The following is a 17,887-nucleotide window of genomic DNA, read 5'->3' on the forward strand; positions in this document are numbered from 1 at the left end:
TTCCTAGGATTTATCGGCTAGAATATATTAGAAAGTAAATTAAGATTAGAGCTAATGAGGTGGAAAAATGGCGAATGTAATCTATACTCCAAATGATATTTTGGAGCAAGAGTTTAAAACAAAGATGCGCGGTTACGATCCAATCGAAGTCGACGAATTTTTAGACAATGTGATCAAAGATTATGAAGCTTATAACAAAGAAGTATTAACACTAAGAGAAGAAAATGATCGTTTGAAAGCAAAAGTTGAACAGTTATCAAAAGCTCAGCCAGCACCTTCACGTGTAAAAGAAGCGGCACCTAAGAGCTCAGCTGTAACAAATTTTGATATTTTGAAACGTTTATCAAATCTTGAAAGAGAAGTATTTGGTAAAAAACTTGACCAACAGGCAACGAATCAAACAGCTTCTTCTGAATTTGGTCAAAGCTACACACAAGATGAGAGTGACATCGAAAAAACTCGTCAATTTTAAATTTGAATGATGCAATTTTTGGGTGATCGCGGTTTGCATTACGCAGGCTGAGGAAAGTCCATGCTCGCACAGACTGAGATGTTTGTAGTGTTCGTGCTTAGCGAAACCATAAGCTAAGGTACTTCTTATGAAGTAACGGCAGAAAAAAGGGCTAAGGAGCAATCTATGTCCGAGTATTCTTGAAAGTGCCACAGTGACGAAGCATTTTGAGAAATCAAAATGGTGGAACGCGGTAAACCCCTCGAGCGAGCAACCCAAACAATGGTAGGGGCGCTTTTTCTAAGGAAATGAACGATGAAAGAGACGGCATTTATGTCGGAGATAGATGATTACCACGATGGTCACACTTCCCTGAGTTGATCGTCGTACAAAACATGGCTTACAGAAAATTGCAGCAATTCAGGGTGTGCCTTCCAACTTTGCGTTGTGAAGGTTTTTTTGCGAGCTTCACTATGTATTTTCTTTTACCTAGTAAAATCGCAAGTATTCGTATATTGAAAATTCTTGTGAGATAACCTATTAAATAAGCTTTTTATTGAAATAAATCACATCATATAACAATTAAGGAGTTATTATGGAAAAACAATATAATTTGATTGCTACAGCCGCAGCAGGTATTGAAGCGCTTGTAGGCAAAGAACTTAGAGATTTGGGAATTGACTGTCAGGTTGAAAATGGACGAGCTCGGTTTAAAGGAAATCTTGAAACAATCGCTACAGCAAATTTATGGTTGCGAACTGCTGATCGAGTAAAAATCGTTGTTGACGAATTTGATGCGTACACGTTTGATGAATTATTTGAAAAAGTGAAAGCAATCCCTTGGGAAGACTTTTTACCTATGGATGCAGAATTTCCAGTTGCAGGTCGTTCGATTAAGTCAAAATTGTATAGTGTACCCGACTGTCAGTCGATTACAAAAAAAGCAATCGTAGAACGTTTACGTGAAGTGTATCATCGTCCTTCACGAGTTCCTCTCCCTGAAACAGGGGCTTTATTTCAATTAGAGGTCGCTTTATTGAAAGACCATGTGGTATTGACTTTAGACACAACGGGGCCAAGTTTGTTTAAACGTGGCTATCGTTTAGAAAAAGGGGGCGCACCTTTAAAGGAAAACATGGCTGCTGCTTTAGTTATGCTGACCAATTGGCGAAAGGATCGTCCGTTTTACGATCCCGTTTGTGGTTCAGGAACATTATGTATTGAAGCAGCACTAATTGGTCATAATATGGCCCCTGGATTTAATCGCGATTTCGCTTGTGAAGCTTGGGAATGGTTTGATCCTGAAGTTTTTGACAAAGTACGTACTGCTGCCGATGAAGCTGCTGATTATGACATCCAATTAGATATTACTGGTTCAGATATTAATGGGCGCATGATTGAAATTGCTCGCGCAAATGCTGAAGAAATCGGTTTGGGCGATTCGATCCAATTCAAACAAAGAGCTATCAAAGATTTCAAAACGGAAAAAGAATATGGTGTAATTGTTGCAAATCCGCCTTATGGCGAAAGATTAGGTGAAGAAGAACAAGTTCGTGAGCTCTATCGTGAGATGGGAGAAGTATTCCGTCCATTAAAAACATGGAGTAAATATATTCTAACAAGTGATTTAGCCTTCGAAGAATTTTATGGGGCAAAAGCTACCAAGAAAAGAAAACTATATAACGGTGCGATAAGAACAGATTTCTTTCAGTATTGGGGTGAACGTCCACCTAGAAAGCCACGCACCGATGCAGAATAAAATAGAAAAAATTCGCCAGTATGCAAAAGAAAAATTGGGTAAAGATCGTAGTGGTCATGATTTTTATCATGTTGAACGTGTAGCAAAGATTGCCCAAGAATTAGCGGAGCAAGAAGGAATAGCAGATAAAATGATTATTGAAGCTGCGAGTTATCTACACGATGTTATTGATGATAAAGTCGCAGAGGATGTTGAAAAAGAAAGAGAAGATCTTGAAAAGTTTTTAAAAGATCTTGATTTAACCTCACTAGAAATCAATGAGATAGTTGATATTATAGAAAACATTTCCTTCTCAAAGGAATTAGAACATGGAAAAGCAAAGCTAACTTTTGCAGGAAAAATCGTACAAGACGCGGATCGGATTGATGCTTTAGGTGCAATCGGGATTTTGCGCACCGCTTATTATGGTGGTCATACACAAAGTCCGCTATACGATCCCAATATTCAACCCCAAAATTTTCAAAGCAAAAAAGAATATCGAAAAAACAGTACAGTCATTAATCATTTTTATGAAAAACTTTTTAAACTCCCAGCTACAATGAATACTGCGGCTGGAAAAGCAGAAGCAGATCGTCGGGTAGTTTTCATGAAAGATTTTTTAAAAACTTTTTACGAAGAGTGGGGTCTATCATAAACTCACATAGAGATATATAAATAAAAAGTAAAAAAACTCTTAGATAAGACATATTATTTCCAGTGAAGTTGCTTTTCTCCTATAATATTTCTTTGTTAGGAGGAGCTCCAAATGTTGCATCGTGAAATTTTGAGTCCCGAAGAAGTTTTAGAAAAGATACCTAAGTTGTCTGAAGGATTATTTGCAATTCGTTGTAAACTTGTGAATAAGACATATCAGGTAATTTTATATAAATATCAAGAGGATTATTTCTTAGTAGAGAATCCGGCACTTATTAGTGTATTACTTGAAAATGATCAAAGCTTTTTTGGTACGCCAGAACAATTACTTAATGAAATAGAGTTGTGTTTTGAGGACAATAATTACCAACCCGCATCTAAAGAGTGGGTCAAATTAGACTTAAAAACCTTAAAATTACTAGATCAAGTTGAAATCAAATTCTTTGATTTGGAAGAATAACAGGACTTACCTGTTATTCTTTTTTTCTAAATTGACGGAAAAGATAATAGAGATTGATTACAGTTAGGATAGCACCAAGAACAAAAGGGACTATTAATCGTGTTTGAGCATAGCCAAAGTTATTTTTGAAACTTGTTGCTGATGTGAGTGCCACTACAGTTTGGCTGTAATTGTATACTTGATAGCTAAAAGTTGTTAAAAAGACAGCGATCAATGTTAAAGCGAAACGTCGATAATCACTATTTTTCATTTTTTTGGCAAAATAAAAAACCATATAAGCGACCATCAAAGCCGCTGGAACACCAAAAGCAAAAAGTGGATGAAGCATGAAAGAGGACCTCCTTTAGAAATAATTAATTAAGTGTTGGACGTGTCTTCATTTTATCATAACTTAGAAAAAGCCTTCTTGTTAAGTAACCGAGTAGGGTAAAAAATTATTAAATGAGGGACATTTATGAACAGCTATATCTTTCCAATTAAAGCAGCGATCGTCTCATTTCCGATTTTGGCTTTACTGATCACTGCACCGTTTTTGATTTATTATTATCGAAAGTATGGTCAATTAGGAAAATTACGCAGTGTGATTTTATATTCGTTTGTTTTCTACTTATTATCTGCATATTATTTAGTAATATTGCCTTTACCAAGTATCGATACAGTTGCCCAAATGACTGGTCCGAGGTATGAGTTGCATTTGTTTCAATCTTGGCATAATTTTATGAATCAAACAGTATTGCAAATCAACCAGCCTAGTACTTACTTACCAGCCATGAAGCAAAGTGTTTTTTTAGAGCCAGTCTTTAATATCATCTTACTATTTCCATTTGGTGTCTATTGCAGATACTATTTCAAACTTTCTTTTTGGAAAACAATTTTTGCCAGTTTCTGTCTCTCTTTGTTCTTTGAATTGACGCAATTGAGCGGACTGTATTTTATTTATCCACGTCCGTACCGCTTATTCGATGTGAACGATTTATTGCATAACACAATTGGCGGAACTCTTGGATTTATTTGCGCGCCGCTTTTTACATTTTTCTTGCCGACAAGAAACGAATTGGATTCAGAATCTTTTATAAAGGGCGAACGTGTTTCCTTACTGCGACGATTAATGGCAATGATTATTGATTGGTTTGTGATAGGCTTATTCGGCAGCATATTGAGCCTTTTTTCACCATTGCTTCCGACAGAACTCAATGCGTTAATCAGCTATCCTATCGTCAGCTTTACTTTAGAAGTTTTTATTTATTTTATGGTTTTCATGTACTTATGGAACGGGCAAACAATTGGAAAAAAAGTTGTTCGGATCAAAGTTGTTGAGCAAGATCGACAGCATATCCATTTTTTGGCTTTAGTGAAACGGTATAGTGCGTTGTATCTTCTTTCATACGGATTACTTCAGATTTTTAATTTTACAATGACACATTTGCCAACCAATAACCACACAGTATTTATAGCTTATGTCAGCTTTGGATTCATGAGTTTAGGAATTTTACTTTTATTTCTATTCAACTTATTGTATGCTCTCATAAGAAGAAAAACCCGCCTATTCCATGATAAAGCGAGTCACACCTATACGATTAGTACGTTAAAGAAAGAGGTATAACATGCGAACTTTTGAATCATTCAATTTTCAACCATTTATTCTTGAAGCAATCAAGGATAAAGGTTTTACTGAACCAACTGTTGTTCAAGAAAAGCTCATTCCTTTAATTAAAAAGAGGAAAAATGTCGTTGGTCAGTCACAGACTGGATCAGGTAAAACACACACATTTTTACTGCCGTTGATGGATAAGATCGATCCGGCAAAAGACGAAGTACAGATCGTTATTACTGCGCCCAGTCGCGAATTAGCAACACAAATTTATCAAGCAGCAATTCAAATCGCGCAATTCTCACCAGAAGAAATTCGTGTAACAAACTTTGTTGGTGGAACGGACAAACGTCGTCAACTGGATAAATTGACGGGGCATCAGCCACACGTCGCTATCGGTACGCCAGGGCGAATTCTAGATATGATGAACGAGCAGGCGTTAAAGGTTCACACTGCAGAATATTTTGTCGTCGACGAAGCAGATATGACTCTTGATATGGGCTTTCTGGCAGAGGTTGATCAAATTGCTGGACGTTTGCCTAAACATCTTCAAATGCTTGTCTTTTCAGCGACTATTCCAGAAAAATTGCGTCCTTTCCTATTGAAATATATGGAGAATCCAGTCATTGAAGAGATTAAATCCAAAGCAGTAATTTCGGACACGATCGAAAATTGGCTGATTTCTACGAAAGGTCAAGATAGAAATCGATTGATTTATCAATTGTTAACGATTGGCCATCCATACTTAGCAATTGTTTTCGCGAATACGAAGCAACATGTAGACGAAATCAGCGATTACTTAAAAGCACAAGGGTTGAAAGTTGCTAAGATTCATGGAGATATTTCGCCTCGGGAACGAAAACGTGTCATGCGCCAAGTACAAAATCTTGAGTATCAGTATGTTGTAGCGACAGATTTAGCTGCGCGCGGGATAGATATTGAAGGAGTATCTCATGTCATTAATGCGGAGATTCCACAAGATTTAGATTTCTTCATCCATCGTGTTGGCCGGACTGGAAGAAACGGCATGTCTGGAACAGCGATCACTTTATATGGACCAAGTGATGAAAATGACGTTAGCTTGATCGAAAATCTTGGAGTCACCTTCCAACCAAAAGAAATCAAAAATGGTGAGATTGTAACCACCTATGATCGAAACCGCCGAAAGAAGCGCGAAAAATCTAAAGATGAACTTGATCCAACATTGATTGGTTTGGTAAAGAAAAAGAAGAAAAAAATCAAACCAGGCTACAAGAAAAAAATTGATCGAGCTATTTCAGAATCAAACAAACAAAAACGTCGTGTAGCACGTCGTCAAGAAGAACGTGGCGTACGTAAAAATAAAAAGCGTTCAAATTCATAATTCAAGACCTTGTATCTGCTAATTAGCAGATACAAGGTCCTTTTGCATTTTGACACAAGGAATACCGTCTTCTTCAAAAACATCTGATACTACACGATACGATAATTTTTCATAAAATGACTGTGCGCTAACTTCTGCTGAAAGAATCGAATGGATACATCCTTCTGAAATTGCTTGTTCTTCGATTCTTTTTAAAAGTTTTTTGCCTAATCCTTGTTTACGATAGTCTCTACCGACACATAATCGATCAGGATTTAGTGTAAGCGCATCAATTTTTTGGTATCGAATCGTCCCAACAGGAATATTTTCTTTAAAAAAAACTAGGTATTTTCGATCGGGTGTATCAAGAAGGTCAAATTCTAAATCTGGAGAAATTTTTTGCTCTAAAACAAACACTTGATAACGCAAATAGAAAGCAGCTGCTTGTGTCTCTGGTAAAGCGCCAAAATATTCCTTCATCTTTTTCCTCATTTCTATATGATAATGGTATAATTCTAGCATATGAGTGTTGGAGGAGGCAGAAAGATTTATGAACTTATTAGATCAATTAGACTGGTCCTATTGGAAACGACTGAATCCTAAAGAAAAGCGTACTTTATTGAGTCAGGTTTTGCTTCATTTTGTGAGTCCCCTAATGAAGATTTCAGATATTGAATTAAAAGATTTCGAATTATACGGTATCAAGTGCCAAACTTTTCAATTGCTAATCGACGAAGAAGAGTTTGTTTTCATTCCAGGCAATAAAGACGCTATTTTAGGTTGGAATTTAGGAACAAAAGGATTATCCCTTTTGGAAACAGCCCCAAATGCGCAAGAAATTACGATTCCGCAAGAATTGCGTGGAAAATACAACTTTTTTGACGTGGATTCATTAGGTGAACTGATTAATGATAAAACAACGAGCTTGCGAAAAGTACAAATTCCGCCAATGTTTGTACAGCGTCACGCTTTACCCGCTGGAACCAATTATTTAGGCATTTATGATGCTGTGACGGGAAGCTTTTCTGGTGAAGCAGACCAATTTTCGTCTTTTGAAGAAGAAATCAAAGAAGTTTTATCGCCAAACTTAACGCCAGAAGAAAGTCTGACTTGGTCTTTCCCGAATAATATTGTGAAGGAGAACCGGTGGTATATAGAAATGATTCCTCATTCTGACAGCTATTATGTATTTAGCCATGAAAAACATACCTATACAAGTTTACGAAAAAAAATACGCAGGAAGAATTTTGATTTACTGACAGAAGATCAATGGGAATATATCAACGGTGCTGGTAGTCGACGTTTGTTTCGTTGGGGAAATGATCTGAATGTGAAGGACCCTTATCGTGGAAAAAATGTTCGCAAAATGATGGCATGCGCCAACATGTTTGGACTTTTTTTTGACACTTCAATGGAACGTTTTGAGATCACTGAAGATCCAGGCATATTGAAATTGACCAATAAAAAGAACAATGTTGGTATCCCAATCGTCGATTTTCTACCTTTGTCGACATATTTTAGTAATACAACGACTATGATCCACGAAGAAGTACTCTCGCCGAGCGACTATTTATATCGTAAAGCGATTTTGATTAAGATCTAGTTTGACTTTTGACAGAGTTTTTTCTATACTCTAAAAAGGATAAGGTTTATTACTCTCGCTTCCACAGAAAGTGCACGATCGCTGAAAGATGCATGCTGCGTTTAATAAATTGCTCCCATCACATTTTGATTGAAAAATCAACGCTGCTCAGCGTTAACGAGCTGAAGAGGTAATGATCAAACTATCATTGCAATCAAGGTGGTACCGCGAGTTTTCGTCCTTGAATGCAATGGTAGTTTTTATTTTTTGAGGAAAGAGGAGAACAAATGAAAAAATTAACCAGCGCTGAAGTGCGCCAAATGTTTTTAGATTTTTTTAAAACCAAAGGACATATGATTGAACCGAGTGCATCACTTGTCCCTGTAAATGACCCGACGTTACTATGGATCAATTCAGGTGTCGCTACCATGAAAAAATACTTTGACGGAAGTGTTGTACCCGAAAATCCTCGGATTGCGAATGCACAAAAATCGATTCGGACAAATGATATCGAAAATGTTGGGAAGACTGCCCGTCATCATACGATGTTCGAGATGTTAGGCAATTTTTCTATCGGAGACTATTTTAAGGTCGAAGCAATCGAATGGGCCTGGGAATTCTTAACATCACCAGACTGGATTGGTTTTGAGCCAGACAAACTTTATGTCACTGTCTATCCAGAAGATAAGGAAGCTAAACGTATCTGGTTAGAAAAAGTAGGAATCCCTGCGGATCATGTAGTGGAGATTGAAGACAATTTTTGGGATCTCGGTGCTGGTCCAAGTGGTCCTGACTCAGAAATTTTTTATGATCGTGGAGAAGAATTCAATGATTTAGCCCAAGACGACCCAGAAAATTATCCCGGTGGAGAAAACGAACGTTATTTAGAGATTTGGAACTTGGTATTTTCTGAATTCAATCATACTCCACAAGATACTTATGAACCGTTGCCTCATCAAAACATTGATACTGGTATGGGACTAGAACGGATGGTCTCAATTATTCAAGATGCACCTACGAACTTTGAAACAGATTTATTTCTACCTATCATCAGTAAGGTGGAAGAGCTAAGCGGTAAAAAATATGGTACTGATAAGCAAATGGATATCTCTTTTAAAGTAATTTCGGACCATATTCGCTCATTGGCCTTTGCGATCGGCGATGGTGCATTGCCTTCAAACGAAGGTCGTGGCTACGTGCTTCGCCGTCTGTTGCGTCGTGCGGTGATGCATGGTAAAAAGCTAGGTGTTGATCAGGCTTTCTTATATAAATTAGTACCAGTCGTTGGTGAAATAATGGTTAGCTACTATCCAGAAGTTAAACAGCAAGAAGCGTTTATCGAGAAAGTAGTTCGTACGGAAGAAGAACGTTTCCATGAAACAATTAATGATGGATTGACCATGTTGAATGATGTATTGGCTGACTTAAAAGAGAAAAATGAAACGACTCTAGACGGTAAAGTGATTTTCAAACTATATGATACGTTTGGATTCCCGGTGGAACTGACAGAAGAAGTAGCAGAAGACGAAGGGTTGAAAGTGGACCACGAAGGGTTTGAAGTAGAGATGCAGGCGCAAAAAGAACGCGCGCGTGCTGCTCGTACAACAGAAAAATCAATGGGTGTTCAAACAGCTTTGTTAGGCGATATCAAGGTAGACAGTCAATTTGTTGGCTATGATCATTTAGAGGTTGAAAGTAAATTACTTGTAATTTTAAAAGACAATGAGCTTGTTTCTTCTGTAAAAGAAGGTGAAGCACAAGTAATCTTTGCTGAAACGCCGTTTTATGCTGAAATGGGTGGTCAAATTGCTGACAAAGGTGTGCTTGTTGATAATGAAGGGCATATCATTGCAAACGTAATAGATGTTCAAAAGGCACCGAATGGTCAAGCATTGCACACTGTGGACGTTCTTGCTTCACTAGAAGAAGGAGCAACCTACTTCTTGCAAGTCAATGCGGCATTCCGGAATAAAGTAATCAAAAATCATACGGCTACCCACGTTTTACACAAGGCTTTGAAGGAAGTTTTAGGCGATCATGCAAATCAAGCGGGTTCGTTAGTAACGGATACGCATTTACGTTTTGACTTCACGCATTTCGGACAAGTGGCAACGGATGAATTGAAAGAAATGGAAAAAATTGTAAATCAAAAAATTTGGGAAGCCATTCCTGTTGTGACGATCGAAACTGACATTGATACTGCTAAAAATATGGGGGCAATGGCCTTATTCGGTGAAAAATACGGTCGTGACGTTCGTGTAGTAAATATTGGCGACTGGTCAATTGAATTATGCGGGGGCACACACGTCATCAATACAGAAGATATTGGGCTCTTTAAGATTGTATCTGAATCTGGAATTGGTGCTGGCGTTCGTCGTATTGAAGCTTTAACAGGCAAAGAAGCCTATCTAGCATTCCGTGAAGAAGAAGAACAGTTGGTACAAGTTGCCCAAATCGTGAAGTCTCCTCAAATTAAAGAGGTAGTCAGCAAGACCGAGCAACTCCAACAGCAATTAAGAGAACTTCAAAAGGAAAACGAACAATTGGCGACAAAATTGGCTAATCAACAAGCCGGCGATGTCTTCAAGGATGTTAAGGAAATCAACGGGACTTCCGTAATCACTGCTCAAGTTAGCGTAAAAGACATGAATCAATTGCGTCAATTAGCAGACCAATGGAAACAAAAAGCCTTATCAGATGTTTTAGTACTTGGAACTGTTCAAGGCGAAAAAGTAAACCTATTAGCTGCTATGAGTCCAGCTGCAAATGAAAAGGGATTGAAGGCTGGCGACTTGATTAAAGCAATCGCTCCAAAAGTTGGCGGCGGCGGCGGCGGTCGTCCAGACATGGCCCAAGCGGGCGGTAAGAACCCGGCAGGTTTGTCCGACGCGTTAGAAGAAGTAATCAACTGGCTAGCTTAATTATTTAAAAGTTTAACAGACAGCACTCTATGAATGCTGTCTGTTTTTTTTCGATCATTCACCGTTTAACAAGAATTTTATTGGCCTATAAGTAGATGAAATTTGAAATTAAATGGTTTAAATTATAAAAAAAGTGTTTTTTTAATGGGATGAACACGTGAAACTGAAAAAAATCGTGTTTAGACAGCGTGTTTCTTTTAAAGTATTCCACGATTATGTATAATCGAAAGGAAGATTTATTTTTTTTGAAAAGAGGGGACCACTTGGGAATTATTGAGCAAATTATCTTTCTTATTTTTATCGCCAATGCTATAGGGGCGATTATCACCGTTTTCCGTAAACCACGGAATATTACTACAATTTGGGCATGGCTTTTGACCTTGATTTTTTTACCGGTCATTGGTTTTTTGATTTACGCTTTTTGTGGGCGAGGAATTGACGGGGAAACGATGTACCGTTTTGAACAAGAGGATGAAAAAAAGATAAAAGAAATCAACGAAATCATCCAGCAAGACAACCGTCACGTGGACTACAACGAGCCCGAACAATTGTATCCAGCAGCAACGTCGCTAGTCAAATACTTTAAAAACTTAGATGAGTCGCCGCTTGCGATTCGAAATGAGGTTGAATTTTTCTTAGATGGTACAGAAAAATTTGAGCACTTGTTTCAGGATTTACGCAAGGCTCAAAGCTCGATCCACGTTGAATACTATGCTTTTTTTAATGATCGAATCGGAAATCGCTTTATGCGTATTTTGGAAGAAAAAGCAGCAGAAGGTATTGAAGTACGAATGATCTATGATCCATGGGGCTCGCCAAAGACAAATAAAAAATTTTTTGAAACGCTGATTCAAAATGGCGGAAAAGTCACACCGTTTATCACCTCTAAAAATATTTTAGCTAAAACTCGCTTAAACTATCACTTGCATCGAAAAATAGTGGTGGTGGACGGACAAATCGGATGGACCGGTGGTTTCAACGTAGGCGATCAATATTTGGGGGAGTCAGAGCGTTTTGGTAAATGGCGGGATACACATGGTCGAATTGAAGGAACGGGGAGCTTCACTTTGCAGGAAGTCTTCATTCGTGACTGGAATGCATCTGTCTCTAATAAAGCAGACCGGATGGCTTATTTGCCGGAGTATTTTATGCTGCCCCAACGCCAAATTAAAAAAGGCGTCCCAATGCAGATTGTAGCAGATGGTCCTGATTCGAGCGAACAGATTATCAAAGATGGCTTTGTTCGCTTAATTTTAGCGGCTGAAAAAAGCGTGTGGATTCAAAGCCCGTACCTTGTACCTGATGAAACGATGATTTCAGCGATTTTAATTGCTGTCCGCTCGGGCATTGATGTTCGAATTATGATTCCTAACATGCCGGATCATCCATTTATTTATCGCGCAACTCAGTATTATGCGAATTATCTGCACCAGCGCGGCGTAAAGATCTACCATTATGCAGATGGATTCATTCATTCTAAAACAATTGTTGTTGATGATGAATTAGCCACTTTTGGTTCAACAAACCAAGATATTCGTAGCTATGAATTAAACTTTGAAGTGAGCAGCTTCATCTATGATCCAGAAATTGCGCAGTTATTTCGCAAAATTTTTGAAGAGGATATGGAAGATTGTATCGAATTAACAGATGAAATGATTGCCAATCAATCTCACTGGTTGAATTTCAAGCAACGTTTCTCTCGCTTACTATCACCCGTTTTATAACTCTTTACGTAAACCTTGGCGGGCAAGATTGTCCGCCCCTTTATTTTTGGCTTCAGGAATCCATTGAAGAATCAATAATGGAAAAAGTGGCGCAAGTTCATTAAACTCTGATAAATATGGTAAGAAGAGCTTGTTTTTTGTTTGTCCTTGGTCTAAAATTTTTATTGCGGTTTTACTATCTGAATAGAGCAAAACAGATTGGTCATTTAGTTGATGATCAACTAAATAGTTCAATGCGTAAAGAATGACAGCAAGCTCAGCCTGATGGTTATTTTTTTCTGTCATTGGAATTGCCAACTGTTTTTGTTTATCAGAAATAATAACGATGCCGCCGCCGCTTCTTTCTAAATTTGTGGCTGCATCGGTAAAAATTTTTAACATTATTATCATCCTTTTTTTAGAGTAGGAGTATACAAATGAAAAAAAAACGCTATTTTTGGCAGCCTGAGCTATCAATTAGCATTATTTATTGGTCAATCACTTTTATCATTCTTTTTTATGGATTAATTTTGACCTTGGAAAAAACGCATCCTTATCTAAAGGGTAATATTTTCATCGGACTGTTTCTTTTATTTGGCGTTGTTGGTCTTCATCGCTATTTAACGATGGACGAATCGGGTATAAAAATTCGCTTTGCCAGAGTCTGGCGTCGTGAGACCGTTCTTAGAGAGCACATCGATTATCTAACTCTTTGTAAAGATGGTGTGATCATCCAACGAAAAGGACTCAGTGGTGCATCTTTTCATTTCGCCATGCGAAAAAAAAGAAGGACAGCATTTATCAAAGACTTTAAAGCATTCTATCCTGAGATCGAGGTAAAAGAACATACTGAAAGCTAACGGCTCGTAAATTTATTGAATTAACAAGATAGCTAGCATTACTAAATAAACGAAAAGATCAGCCGCAACTGATCTTTTCGTTTATTTCTTTTTTACGTGAGCTGCTTGCATTCCGCGAGCACCTTCTACAATCACAAATTCAACTTCGTCTCCAGGTTCCAACGTTTTGATTCCCTCATCCTCAATAGCGGTGAAGTGAACAAAAACTTCTTGATTTTCTTCATAGGTAATAAATCCATACCCTTTTTTCTCATCAAACCATTTTACAGTGCCTTTATTCATTAAACAACACCCCTTTGTCATTGCTGGTTTTATTATACGTGATGGAAACGAAAATTGCGAATCAATAAGATTCCCAGATCTAAGTGCTGTTTTTCTCGAAAAAATTCGTTATAATAAGAAGGAACGAATAAAAAAGTGTGTTTTTCTGAGTAACGTTCGGGAAAGGGAGTTTTTATGAAATCTGATATCGAAATATCTCAAGCAACAACTTTAGCATCAATAACTGAAGTTGCGGAAAAAATCAATTTATCCTTTGATGATCTTGAACTACATGGTAAATATAAAGCAAAAATTGAGTTTGATGCTTTAGAACGGATGAAAAAGAACCCAGAAGGAAAACTAATCCTTGTGACGTCTATCAACCCTACTCCAGCCGGAGAAGGGAAATCAACAGTAACAATTGGTTTAGGAGATGCATTAAATAAAATCGGTAAAAAAACAGTAATTGCATTGCGTGAGCCTTCCTTAGGTCCAGTTATGGGGATCAAAGGGGGAGCGACTGGCGGCGGCTATGCTCAAGTGCTGCCAATGGAAGATATCAATTTGCATTTTACCGGAGATATGCACGCAATCACAACGGCCAATAATGCTTTATCAGCCTTATTGGATAACCATATTCACCAGGGAAATGAATTGAATATCGACGCGCGTCGTGTGATTTGGAAACGTGTCGTCGATCTTAATGACCGTGAGTTACGACACATCACTGTTGGCTTAGGTGGGCCGATCAATGGAGTTCCTCGTGAGGACGGTTTTGACATCACAGTTGCTAGTGAAATCATGGCAATTCTATGTCTTTCCACAGGCATCGATGACTTAAAACGTCGTCTTTCAAATATTGTTGTAGCCTATACATTTGATCGCGAACCGATTACGGTAGGAGACTTAAAAGTCGAAGGAGCTTTGGCGCTTGTTTTAAAGGATGCGATCAAACCCAACCTCGTACAGACAATCTATCAGACACCTGCTTTTGTTCATGGTGGCCCATTCGCTAATATCGCTCATGGATGCAACAGTATTTTAGCGACACGAGCTGCACTACATTGCGGCGATTATGTTGTCACTGAAGCAGGGTTTGGTGCTGATCTTGGTGGTGAAAAATTCCTAGATATCAAAGTTCCAAGTTTAGGGAAAGCTCCAGACGCTGTGGTCATCGTTGCCACAATACGTGCACTGAAAATGCATGGCGGGGTGGCTAAAACAGACTTAAGTGCTGAAAATTTGGATGCATTGAAAAAAGGCTTCAGTAATCTGGCTAAGCATATTCGCAACATGAGAAAGTACGGATTGCCGGTTGTTGTAGCAATCAACGAATTTATCAGTGATACAGATAAAGAGATTGCGCTACTGAAAGAGCTTTGCCAGCAAGAAGATGTTAAGGTTGAGTTAGCAAGCGTATGGGAAAAAGGTCCAGACGGTGGCATCGAATTAGCTGAGACTGTAGTAGAGACTATTGCCAAAGAAGAAAACAACTTTCATTCGATTTTCAGCAGAGACCATGATGATCTTAGCGAGAAAATTGAAACGATTGTACGTGAAATCTATGGCGGAAACGACGTAATCTATAGCAAGAAAGCCCAACAGCAATTAGCCAGCTTTAAGAAATACGGCTGGGACCGTTTGCCAGTATGTATGGCTAAAACACAGTATTCTTTGTCAGACGATCCAAGTAAATTAGGCGCGCCAATCGATTTTGATGTAACGATCAGAGAATTCGTACCTAAAATCGGTGCCGGATTCGTTGTGGCTTTGACAGGTGATGTTATGACAATGCCTGGATTACCAAAAAAACCCGCAGCATTAAATATGGATGTTGACAATGACGGCAATGCCGTTGGCTTATTCTAGATTTTTCATTTGATAAAAAGAGCAAACACTCCTTTCTAATGAGTATTTGCTCTTTTTTTGTATATTATTCTCCGTTATTGCATATTATATCAAAAATAGACGAAATTATTTATAAAAAACCATTGACTTGTATAAACACTCCACGTATAATCATCAGAAATAGCAGTGTTCTAATCGTATTATTATGCAACTGCAAGGAGGGATTAATATGAACGTTTCGATTATCGGGGTGACAGGCTATAGTGGTATAGAATTGGTACGCATCCTACTACAGCATCCAAATGTAACAATCAGTTCGATTCACAGTCACTCTCAAAACGGTAAAGATATTGATGAATATTTGCCGCATCTTAATCGTCTATTGGACCTTCCTTTAGAACCTATAGATCCTATTAAAATTATGGAAAAGGCTGACCTTGTTTTCTTTGCTACTCCTTCAGGGATTTCGAAGGAAATTGCAACAGTTTTTATAGAAGCAAATTTTCCAGTGATCGATCTTTCAGGGGATTTTCGTTTAAAGGCGAATGGGCAATATGAAAAATGGTATAAAAATTCAAGCGCACCCTACGAACTTTTACAAGACGCTCATTACGGATTGGCAGATTTTTATGCAAGTCCCTCTTCAAACTTGATTGCTAATCCTGGTTGTTATGCAACAGGAACTTTACTTTCATTAGCCCCATTAGTGCAAGAGGAAATCATTGAGGAAAACTCCATCATCGTGGACGCGAAGTCGGGCCTATCGGGGGCAGGGAAAAATTTATCGGAATCAAGCCATTTCGTAAACAGCAATGAAAATATGACACTTTATAAAATGAATAGTCATCAGCACATTCCGGAAATTATGCAGCAACTAAAGAAATGGAACACGCATATCCCAGCTATTCAGTTTTCAACCTCATTGATTCCAGTGACGCGAGGAATCTTTATTACGACTTACGCACAGAGTAAGGAAAAACTGACCCAAGAAACGCTTTTGAACTTATTTCAACGATTTTATCAATCGAAACCTTTTGTTCGAATGCAAGAGCAAAATAGTTATCCTAATTTGCGTCAAATTATCGGTTCAAATTATTGTGATATCGGGGTCGCTTACAACGAAGTCACGAATATCATTACTGTTGTCACTGTTTTAGACAACTTGGTTAAAGGAGCGGCTGGACAAGCTGTTCATAATCTCAATCATTTAGCGGGCTGGCCAGAAACGACTGGATTGAAACTAGTCCCTATTTACCCTTAAAAAAGTCGGAGAGTGAAAATATGAATGTCATTGAAGGAACAATCGCCAGCCCAAAAGGATTTTTAGCTGCTGGATTACACTCAGGATTAAAAAAAGAAAAGAAAGATTTAGCTATGATTTATTCAGTGATACCGGCAAATGCTGCGGCGGTCTATACGACGAATCAAGTTAAAGCAGCGCCGATTTATGTTACGAAAGATGCAATGTTGGATCATCAAATCCAAGCAGTCATCGTCAATTCCGGGATTGCCAATGCTTGTACTGGGAAAATCGGACTGGAAAACGCAAAGAAGATGCAAGAGTTTGCAGGAACTCATCTTAAGATACCCCAGGAAACGATCGCTGTTGCTTCGACTGGCGTCATTGGTAAGCAATTACCGATGGAAATAATTGAAGCGGGAATCAATAAAATTGACCTAGAAAGTCAAGACCCCTATGCCTTTCATGAGGCAATCTTGACGACGGATACAAGTACAAAGGAAATCGTAGTGGAAGAAGAAATCAATGGTCAGATCGTCACAATGGCCGGTGTGGCAAAAGGATCAGGAATGATTCATCCGAATATGGCAACAATGCTAGCCTTTATTACGACAGATGCACAGATTTCCAGTGACCTTCTACAGGAAATTTTAGCAGATAAAACGGAGACAACCTTTAATCAGATTACTGTGGATGGTGATACTTCTACCAATGATATGGTCTTAGTTATGGCAAATGGATTAGCAGAAAATCCCGTTATTGAAAAAAATACAGATGCTCACGAAAAGTTCGTTGCGATGCTTCAATTAGTGAGCGAGACATTAGCAAAAATGATCGCAAAAGATGGCGAAGGGGCAACAAAACTGATTGAAGTTCAAGTAAAAGGTGCGATGAACGACAGTGAAGCTCGTCTAGTAGCGAAGAAAGTAGTCGGTTCAAGCTTAGTAAAAACGGCGATGTTTGGTGAAGACCCCAACTGGGGCAGAATCATTTGTGCTGTAGGGTATGCCGGATCGCATACTGATCCGGAAAAGATCAATATGTGGATCGGAGAGCAGCAATTATTGAATCATAGTCAGCCACAAGAATTCGACGAAGTTGCTATGAAGAAAACGTTGGAACAAGAAAAAATTTGCATTACTGTGGATTTGACGATTGGCGAAGCGATGGGAAAAGCTTGGGGTTGCGATCTAACGTACAAATATGTAGAAGTCAACGCTTTGTACCATACATAAG

Annotated in this window: 17 protein-coding genes and 1 other RNA gene; 14 read left to right on the forward strand and 4 right to left on the reverse strand. The window is 38.4% G+C overall.

Annotated features, from left to right (window positions below; all coding sequences use genetic code 11):
- Positions 1-67: 67 nt before the first annotated feature.
- The 5 genes from gpsB to I592_RS07555 all read left to right on the forward strand — a co-directional run bounded on the left by gpsB (position 68) and on the right by I592_RS07555 (position 3,303).
- Positions 68-472 carry a cell division regulator GpsB gene (gene gpsB, locus I592_RS07540; protein WP_010780802.1) on the forward strand — a complete coding sequence of 135 codons (405 nt, stop codon included), beginning with the start codon at positions 68-70 and terminating at the stop codon, positions 470-472.
- 14 nt (positions 473-486) lie between these two features.
- Positions 487-859, forward strand: an RNA gene (rnpB, locus tag I592_RS20945) — RNase P RNA component class B.
- A gap of 187 nt (positions 860-1,046) precedes the next feature.
- Positions 1,047-2,210, forward strand: a complete 1,164-nt coding sequence (locus tag I592_RS07545; RefSeq protein ID WP_010780801.1) for a THUMP domain-containing class I SAM-dependent RNA methyltransferase — start codon at positions 1,047-1,049, stop codon at positions 2,208-2,210.
- On the forward strand, positions 2,200-2,844 hold the full coding sequence (locus tag I592_RS07550) for an HD domain-containing protein (RefSeq protein ID WP_010780800.1): 645 nt from the start codon (positions 2,200-2,202) through the stop codon (positions 2,842-2,844). The genes I592_RS07545 and I592_RS07550 overlap by 11 nt, the downstream gene beginning before the upstream one ends.
- A gap of 111 nt (positions 2,845-2,955) precedes the next feature.
- Entirely contained in the window at positions 2,956-3,303 is a 348-nt protein-coding gene (locus I592_RS07555) for a hypothetical protein (protein ID WP_010780799.1), read from the forward strand.
- A gap of 13 nt (positions 3,304-3,316) precedes the next feature.
- Here I592_RS07555 and I592_RS07560 read toward each other — a convergent pair whose 3' ends face one another.
- On the reverse strand, positions 3,317-3,631 hold the full coding sequence (locus tag I592_RS07560; protein WP_010780798.1) for a hypothetical protein: 315 nt from the start codon (positions 3,629-3,631) through the stop codon (positions 3,317-3,319).
- Between the two features lie 126 nt (positions 3,632-3,757).
- On the opposite strand from I592_RS07560, the gene I592_RS07565 reads away from it, so the two are divergent.
- Positions 3,758-4,906 (forward strand): VanZ family protein, encoded by a 1,149-nt coding sequence (locus I592_RS07565; RefSeq protein WP_010780797.1) that lies wholly within the window; start codon positions 3,758-3,760, stop codon positions 4,904-4,906.
- Between the two features lies 1 nt (position 4,907).
- Positions 4,908-6,257 carry a DEAD/DEAH box helicase gene (locus I592_RS07570; RefSeq protein WP_010780796.1) on the forward strand — a complete coding sequence of 450 codons (1,350 nt, stop codon included), beginning with the start codon at positions 4,908-4,910 and terminating at the stop codon, positions 6,255-6,257.
- A gap of 18 nt (positions 6,258-6,275) precedes the next feature.
- Here I592_RS07570 and I592_RS07575 read toward each other — a convergent pair whose 3' ends face one another.
- Positions 6,276-6,716 carry a GNAT family N-acetyltransferase gene (locus I592_RS07575; protein ID WP_010780795.1) on the reverse strand — a complete coding sequence of 147 codons (441 nt, stop codon included), beginning with the start codon at positions 6,714-6,716 and terminating at the stop codon, positions 6,276-6,278.
- Between the two features lie 70 nt (positions 6,717-6,786).
- On the opposite strand from I592_RS07575, the gene I592_RS07580 reads away from it, so the two are divergent.
- The 3 genes from I592_RS07580 (at position 6,787) to cls (ending at position 12,463) form a co-directional block, all read left to right on the forward strand.
- The gene (locus I592_RS07580; protein ID WP_010780794.1) at positions 6,787-7,839 is read left to right on the forward strand and encodes a DUF7278 family profilin-like fold-containing protein; all 1,053 of its coding nucleotides are present in this window, start codon (positions 6,787-6,789) and stop codon (positions 7,837-7,839) included.
- 266 nt (positions 7,840-8,105) lie between these two features.
- Complete coding sequence (gene alaS, locus I592_RS07585; protein ID WP_010780793.1) at positions 8,106-10,739, forward strand: alanine--tRNA ligase; 2,634 nt, start codon at positions 8,106-8,108, stop codon at positions 10,737-10,739.
- A 263-nt stretch (positions 10,740-11,002) separates the two neighbouring features.
- The gene (cls, locus tag I592_RS07590) at positions 11,003-12,463 is read left to right on the forward strand and encodes a cardiolipin synthase (protein WP_010780792.1); all 1,461 of its coding nucleotides are present in this window, start codon (positions 11,003-11,005) and stop codon (positions 12,461-12,463) included.
- Here cls and I592_RS07595 read toward each other — a convergent pair.
- Positions 12,458-12,844, reverse strand: a complete 387-nt coding sequence (locus tag I592_RS07595) for a ribonuclease HI family protein (RefSeq protein ID WP_010780791.1) — start codon at positions 12,842-12,844, stop codon at positions 12,458-12,460. The genes cls and I592_RS07595 overlap by 6 nt on opposite strands.
- 35 nt (positions 12,845-12,879) lie before the next feature.
- On the opposite strand from I592_RS07595, the gene I592_RS07600 reads away from it, so the two are divergent.
- Complete coding sequence (locus tag I592_RS07600; protein ID WP_010780790.1) at positions 12,880-13,302, forward strand: EbsA family protein; 423 nt, start codon at positions 12,880-12,882, stop codon at positions 13,300-13,302.
- A gap of 81 nt (positions 13,303-13,383) precedes the next feature.
- Here the strand turns inward: I592_RS07600 and I592_RS07605 are convergent, their stop codons facing one another.
- Positions 13,384-13,584 (reverse strand): cold-shock protein, encoded by a 201-nt coding sequence (locus I592_RS07605; RefSeq protein ID WP_010780789.1) that lies wholly within the window; start codon positions 13,582-13,584, stop codon positions 13,384-13,386.
- Positions 13,585-13,758: 174 nt separating this feature from the next.
- Here I592_RS07605 and I592_RS07610 point away from each other — a divergent pair, with 174 nt between their 5' ends.
- The 3 genes from I592_RS07610 (at position 13,759) to argJ (ending at position 17,886) form a co-directional block, all read left to right on the forward strand.
- Complete coding sequence (locus I592_RS07610; protein WP_010780788.1) at positions 13,759-15,432, forward strand: formate--tetrahydrofolate ligase; 1,674 nt, start codon at positions 13,759-13,761, stop codon at positions 15,430-15,432.
- Between the two features lie 208 nt (positions 15,433-15,640).
- A complete protein-coding gene (gene argC / locus I592_RS07615; protein WP_010780787.1) occupies positions 15,641-16,672 on the forward strand; it encodes an N-acetyl-gamma-glutamyl-phosphate reductase in 1,032 nt (343 codons plus the stop codon).
- A 20-nt stretch (positions 16,673-16,692) separates the two neighbouring features.
- Entirely contained in the window at positions 16,693-17,886 is a 1,194-nt protein-coding gene (gene argJ, locus I592_RS07620; protein WP_010780786.1) for a bifunctional ornithine acetyltransferase/N-acetylglutamate synthase, read from the forward strand.
- Position 17,887 lies beyond the last annotated feature (1 nt).

Source organism: Enterococcus gilvus ATCC BAA-350 (genome assembly GCF_000407545.1).
Taxonomy (GTDB): domain Bacteria; phylum Bacillota; class Bacilli; order Lactobacillales; family Enterococcaceae; genus Enterococcus_A; species Enterococcus_A gilvus.

What these genes read in the sequence shown, in the direction of transcription:
- gpsB (WP_010780802.1), top strand. Translation starts at nt 68, where the DNA reads ATGGCGAATGTAATCTATACTCCAAATGATATTTTGGAGCAAGAGTTT.
- I592_RS07545 (WP_010780801.1), top strand. Translation starts at nt 1,047, where the DNA reads ATGGAAAAACAATATAATTTGATTGCTACAGCCGCAGCAGGTATTGAA.
- I592_RS07550 (WP_010780800.1), top strand. Translation starts at nt 2,200, where the DNA reads ATGCAGAATAAAATAGAAAAAATTCGCCAGTATGCAAAAGAAAAATTG.
- I592_RS07555 (WP_010780799.1), top strand. Translation starts at nt 2,956, where the DNA reads ATGTTGCATCGTGAAATTTTGAGTCCCGAAGAAGTTTTAGAAAAGATA.
- I592_RS07560 (WP_010780798.1), bottom strand. Translation starts at nt 3,631, where the DNA reads ATGCTTCATCCACTTTTTGCTTTTGGTGTTCCAGCGGCTTTGATGGTC.
- I592_RS07565 (WP_010780797.1), top strand. Translation starts at nt 3,758, where the DNA reads ATGAACAGCTATATCTTTCCAATTAAAGCAGCGATCGTCTCATTTCCG.
- I592_RS07570 (WP_010780796.1), top strand. Translation starts at nt 4,908, where the DNA reads ATGCGAACTTTTGAATCATTCAATTTTCAACCATTTATTCTTGAAGCA.
- I592_RS07575 (WP_010780795.1), bottom strand. Translation starts at nt 6,716, where the DNA reads ATGAAGGAATATTTTGGCGCTTTACCAGAGACACAAGCAGCTGCTTTC.
- I592_RS07580 (WP_010780794.1), top strand. Translation starts at nt 6,787, where the DNA reads ATGAACTTATTAGATCAATTAGACTGGTCCTATTGGAAACGACTGAAT.
- alaS (WP_010780793.1), top strand. Translation starts at nt 8,106, where the DNA reads ATGAAAAAATTAACCAGCGCTGAAGTGCGCCAAATGTTTTTAGATTTT.
- I592_RS07595 (WP_010780791.1), bottom strand. Translation starts at nt 12,844, where the DNA reads ATGTTAAAAATTTTTACCGATGCAGCCACAAATTTAGAAAGAAGCGGC.
- I592_RS07600 (WP_010780790.1), top strand. Translation starts at nt 12,880, where the DNA reads ATGAAAAAAAAACGCTATTTTTGGCAGCCTGAGCTATCAATTAGCATT.
- I592_RS07605 (WP_010780789.1), bottom strand. Translation starts at nt 13,584, where the DNA reads ATGAATAAAGGCACTGTAAAATGGTTTGATGAGAAAAAAGGGTATGGA.
- I592_RS07610 (WP_010780788.1), top strand. Translation starts at nt 13,759, where the DNA reads ATGAAATCTGATATCGAAATATCTCAAGCAACAACTTTAGCATCAATA.
- argC (WP_010780787.1), top strand. Translation starts at nt 15,641, where the DNA reads ATGAACGTTTCGATTATCGGGGTGACAGGCTATAGTGGTATAGAATTG.
- argJ (WP_010780786.1), top strand. Translation starts at nt 16,693, where the DNA reads ATGAATGTCATTGAAGGAACAATCGCCAGCCCAAAAGGATTTTTAGCT.